Annotated in this window: 4 protein-coding genes; 1 reads left to right on the forward strand and 3 read right to left on the reverse strand. The window is 41.4% G+C overall.

Features of this window, described 5'->3' with window-relative positions:
- Positions 1-543: 543 nt before the first annotated feature.
- The 3 genes from VK664_RS00005 to VK664_RS00015 all read right to left on the reverse strand — a co-directional run bounded on the left by VK664_RS00005 (position 544) and on the right by VK664_RS00015 (position 3,003).
- Positions 544-1,659, reverse strand: a complete 1,116-nt coding sequence (locus VK664_RS00005) for a lactonase family protein (RefSeq protein WP_461396530.1) — start codon at positions 1,657-1,659, stop codon at positions 544-546.
- 355 nt (positions 1,660-2,014) lie between these two features.
- On the reverse strand, positions 2,015-2,212 hold the full coding sequence (locus tag VK664_RS00010) for a cold-shock protein (protein ID WP_458925722.1): 198 nt from the start codon (positions 2,210-2,212) through the stop codon (positions 2,015-2,017).
- A 140-nt stretch (positions 2,213-2,352) separates the two neighbouring features.
- Entirely contained in the window at positions 2,353-3,003 is a 651-nt protein-coding gene (locus tag VK664_RS00015) for a J domain-containing protein (protein WP_461396531.1), read from the reverse strand.
- A 187-nt stretch (positions 3,004-3,190) separates the two neighbouring features.
- On the opposite strand from VK664_RS00015, the gene VK664_RS00020 reads away from it, so the two are divergent.
- Positions 3,191-4,555 (forward strand): flavin monoamine oxidase family protein, encoded by a 1,365-nt coding sequence (locus VK664_RS00020; protein ID WP_461396532.1) that lies wholly within the window; start codon positions 3,191-3,193, stop codon positions 4,553-4,555.
- Positions 4,556-5,289 lie beyond the last annotated feature (734 nt).

Here is a 5,289-nt window from a genome sequence, read left to right on the forward strand (position 1 = left end):
ATGAAAAGAATGCAAATGCAATGATGCACAACCGAAATTTCGGTAGCTAAGATTGGTTAAGATTGTTGCAAACGGATTTTTGCCAATCGTTTTTCCGATAACCGGATGGCTGGCAACAGTAATTCAGAGAACGGTAACACAGCAATGTCATTTCAATTTCTGCAATGCCGATAATGTCAATGCCGGATAATGGAATAAGTGAATGTTGAATTATGTTATACAAGTCGCATATCCCCTTAAGTGAACGAGATTAGAACGTGCAGGATGGGCCTGAGGTTGGTTTGATTGCCACCTTCGATTCCTGCCCGGAGTTACCGAAGCCGATCAGGGCCCAACAGCAACCAGCGCCGGAAGCAGGGTTAACAAAGCCGATCAGGGAACAAGAAGCTGATCGGAGACAAGAACCACCAGCGGTATGAACAAGGTATTAACCAGGAATCACAGTGGCAAATCAAACCAACCGAAAGGCTCATCCGGCGAAGGGAAGAACCGAGTGAACGCCCTGCACGCGCAACATCAACAAATCACGATTAAGGAAAACAACTATTTCAGCAATCCCAAAAATACCGGATCAGGTATAGAAAAAGGTTTCCCGATCAAAGTAAGTAATCCTGTTTGCCGGTTAATGGAAAATACAACTATGTTACTGGAATCACGATTTGCAACCAGCAAAAACTGTCCGGATGGATCTATTGTAAAATTCCGGGGATGTGTACCTTCCGTGCTTTGAACACCTTTCAAAGTTAATTTGCCACTTTTGCTATCTATCGCAAAAACTGCTATGCTATTGGCATCTCCGCGATTGGTAGCATATAAAAATTTACCATCGGGGCTTGTATGAATATCGGCAGATCCTTTGCCTCCCTGGAAACCGGCTGGATGACTGCTAATATTTTGCAATGGTGTAAACTTAGTTCCTTTATATGTCCAAGCTGATACGGTTCCTGATAATTCTTCAATTACATATACCCATGGTTTAGAGGGATGGAAGGATAAATGTCTCGGCCCGCTGCCTGATTTGGTGCTGAAAAACGAATCTGCTCCCAGGCTCAATGGCTGTTTCGCCGAAGGAGTGAATTTATAAATCATCACCTTATCGAGTCCCAGATCGGGTGCCAGCAAATACTGCTGGTCAGGAGTGAAGTTGGTTGAATGGACATGCGGTTTTTCCTGCCTGGCATCGGATCCTTTTCCTGAATGTTTTATTAATTGGGCAAGGGGGCCGATTGATCCGTCTGCCTCTATAGGAAAAGCAGATAAACTACCTCCTGAATAATTTGCCGCGAACAACCATTTATTACTACGGTCAACGGATACATAACAGGGATGGTCACCCGAAGTTTGCTGTTTGTTGATAAAGGTTAGTACCCCTTTGGTCCGGTCAAATGAAAATGAACTGACCTCTCCGGGTTTGTCCCCTCCGTTTTCATTAACTGTGTATACAAATTTTCCGTTCGCCGAAATGGCAAGATATGAGGGATTCTCTACGCCGGAAGTTATCGATACCGGTGTTATAGCTCCTGTTTTACCATTGAATTTATTAATATATATTCCTTTGGATTGGCCCTTCGTATAAGTACCGGTAAACAGAAAATAGTCCTGCGCAAAAAGACTGAAGTTTGTAGTGATGGCTAGTGTAAGGGTAAGAAACAATTTCATATGACTTATGGAATTAGTTAGCTTTTTGTGATAAATAAAGGATAAATAAAGTAAATGAGATTTTTAAAATATATCTCTAAACTAAGATTAATAATGATTAACGGAAGGTTGCTTTTTTTTAAACGAAATCATGTTCTTTTTTAAACGAAATCATGTTCTAATTCAAATTTCCGGCCTAAGACTTCTAATCAAAATTTCCGACCTAAGTCCTGATCAGACCTAAGTCCCGATCAGACCTAATACCCGATCGGGCTTAATACCTGAAACATTAATTCTTAAAATAGCCGGGTTATCAAAAGAAAAGGCCGCAATACGATTGCGGCCCAGTGATTTGTGTGCAAAAAGATCAGATATATCAGATCAGTTTTACATTAACAGCATTCAAACCTTTTTTGCCATTTTGTACGTCAAATTCCACTTTGTCACCTTCTTTGATTTGATCAATCAAACCACTTGCGTGTACAAATGTTTCCTGGTTAGAATCATCATGCTTAATAAAACCGAAGCCTTTTTCAGTATTGAAAAACTTAACGGTGCCTTGTTTTTTGTCCATTGTAAAAATAATTGGTATTAAAATAAGTTGCAAAGATACATCTAATATTTGAATTCGACTTATCTTATTCAATCTATTATTTTACAGGCAGTTGTCTATATAATAGCATGAAAAGTTGCGTTAAATCTACCCATAAAACCTTAAGAGGCATAGATATACATCAGCCAGCATATCAATATTGTGCAAAGGAGCACAAGCCAACCTTTCCGTTTCTGCCAGTATTCCCTTGAAAAACGTTCCTGGCTGTAATCCCTGATCTCTGTTAGCAGGGAATTGTTGGTACCTGCTATTTTTGCCATTAATAAACATATTGGTTCAACATACCTGGCTGGTAATGGATCACAGCTCCTTAGCAATAGCCCGATTATCTTTTCATTGATGACCACTTCATTAAATTGAAGCAGGATTTCGATGTTTTGAGTAGAAAGTACGCTGCGGATCCGATTACTTAAAATATCATAATCTACCTGAAAGTTATTGACGGATGCCACATAATTCGCCAGCTTCCCGGCCTCGGCCTGAATCTGTACGGGGGTAATTGCCTGTTCCCGGAATTGCTTTCCCAGGCTTCTTGTATACCATCTTTTATAATTATATTCTTCGCGGCATTTTTTGTCTGATAAGGTTTCATAAGCTTCCTGTACTTCGCGAAACATCGCTTCCGTGTACCTGTCGCCATTGTTCCTGTCGGGATGATACTTCAATGCCAGATTACGAAACGCTTTCCGGATCTCATCAGTTCCGGCTGTAGGGGGGACGTTCAGTATTTTGTAATAATCTTTCAGCTGCATACTAACTTAAACATACCATTCACAAAATTAGTTAATTCCCGATGGGGACACAAGGCATATTTGCAGTTAACAACTTGTTAACCCAACTCATCACTAACCCAACTCATCACTAACTCATCACTAACTCATCACTCATCACTCATCACTCATAATTCATAACTCCTCTTAACCCAACCATCATAAAATTATGTCCACCCGGCGCACCTTTTTAAAACAAGCAGGTATTGCAGGCGCTTCCATGCTAATATCTTCGGATAGCCAGGCATTTTTCCCGATAACCAGGCAAAAACGAGTAATCATTATCGGTGCCGGCCTGGCTGGACTCGCTGCAGCGAAAAAGCTGAAAGAAAAGAACATTGATTACATCATTCTCGAAGCAAGGAAACGGGTGGGAGGAAGGGTATACTCTTACCAGATTGACGCGATGGATGATCTTAACATCGAACTGGGAGCGGAATGGATTGGAACCTCGCACCAGCGCCTACTCGCACTCTGTGATGAATACAAACTTGCATTGATCAACAATCAGTTCGATACTCATCTTATCTACCGGGGAAAATATTTTAAAAATAATGAATGGGAATATTCTGAAGGATGGAAAAAGCAGTTTGACCTGATGCTAAAAAATTATGGTCAGATGACTGAGGCCGACAAGCTTATACTTGATGCCATGGATTGGTGGAGATACCTGGTGCAAAACGGATGCGAAGGACGCGACCTTGATCTGAGGGAATTATTTGACAGCACGGATTTTGGTGAAAGTATCAGGCATGTCTCTGCCTATGCTGCAATCGCTGAATACGCCGAAAGCAGTGAAAAAAATGAAATGGATTTCAAAATCAAAGGTGGTAACAGCCGGCTGCCGCTAAAAATGGCTGAAGATGCAGGGGCAGATAAGATTCTTTATGATTGCACTGTTGATAGGATTGTACAGGCAGAAGGAAGACCTGGTGTGGAAGTGATTTGCAAAAACGGTCAAATTTACAAAGGCGATAAAATTATTTGTACGGTGCCCACTTTTGCTGCAAAGAAAATTACCTGGGAGCCAGGTTTGCCCGCAATTAAAGTAGCCGCTATGAACGAACTACAATATGCCCGTATAAATAAAAACCCTCTATTATTCAGCCGTCGGTTCTGGAAGGATGAAAACTTCGATATGATCACAGACAGCTCTGCACATTATTTTTACCATGCTACAAAAAACCAGTCATCAGAAAAAGGTGTATTGATTTCTTATACTGTAGGCGACAAAGCAGATGTAGTTTCAAGACAGACTGATTCATGGCGAACTGATACGATTCAACTTTCATTACAACCTGCATTCGGAAATGTAAAACCACTTCTTGAAAAACAGTTGAATTATTATTGGGGGGAAGATGAGTATTCGCGCGGCAGCTATGCATTGTATGCGCCAGGCCAATGGTTCCGCCTGATGCCTGTGTTGAAAGCCCCATTTTTGCATACTTTTTTTGCGGGTGAACATCTTGCGGATTGGCAGGGTTTTATGGAAGGGGCGATTAATAGTGGTGAAGCTGCGGCTGTGATGATTTAAGCCGTTCTTTTGCGATATGTCGTTTCGTTATTTTGAGTTGTTGATTTTGCACGTTCATGGCGTTCACTCGGTTCTTCCCTTCGCCGGATGGGCCTTTCGGTTAGTTTGATTTGCCACTGTGATTCCTGGTTAATACCATTGTTCATACCGCTGGTGGTTCTTGTCTCCGATCAGCTTTTTGTTCCCTGATCGGCTTTTTTAGGTATTCATGTTGTGCTAGAGGTTGTTGGGCCCTGATGGACTTCAGTAACTCCGAACAGGAATCGAAGGTGGCAATCAAACCAACCTCAGGCCCATCCTGCACGTTCTAACCTCGATCACTTAAGGGGATATGCCACCAGCTCAACAAAATTCAACATTCACTTATCGCAGTTATCAGCATTACAATCTATGCATTCCGATTACAGCACCGCAGTTACCAGCATTGAAGTCTATGCATTCCATTATCAGCAATACAGTTGTCACATTGCATTTATCGCAATGGCAATGGTCGCAACTGCAATTATCCGAATAGGCTTCTCTGAATTACACCTGTCGAATTATACTTCAACAATTTAGAGGTAGACATTCAGCTGTCGACATTTCTGTTTTTTCTTTTCTTTATCTGTGTTTGAACCAGACCGCCTTCAATTCGCCAGCAAGGTGATAACTGGACCTTACCAATGATACAAGCAGATAATAAGAATGGCTGATCATCTGATTGCAACGTTAAAGTGATTGCAACGTTAAAGCGT

It is taken from the genome of Flavitalea sp. (assembly GCF_035489435.1).
Taxonomy (GTDB): domain Bacteria; phylum Bacteroidota; class Bacteroidia; order Chitinophagales; family Chitinophagaceae; genus DATHKG01.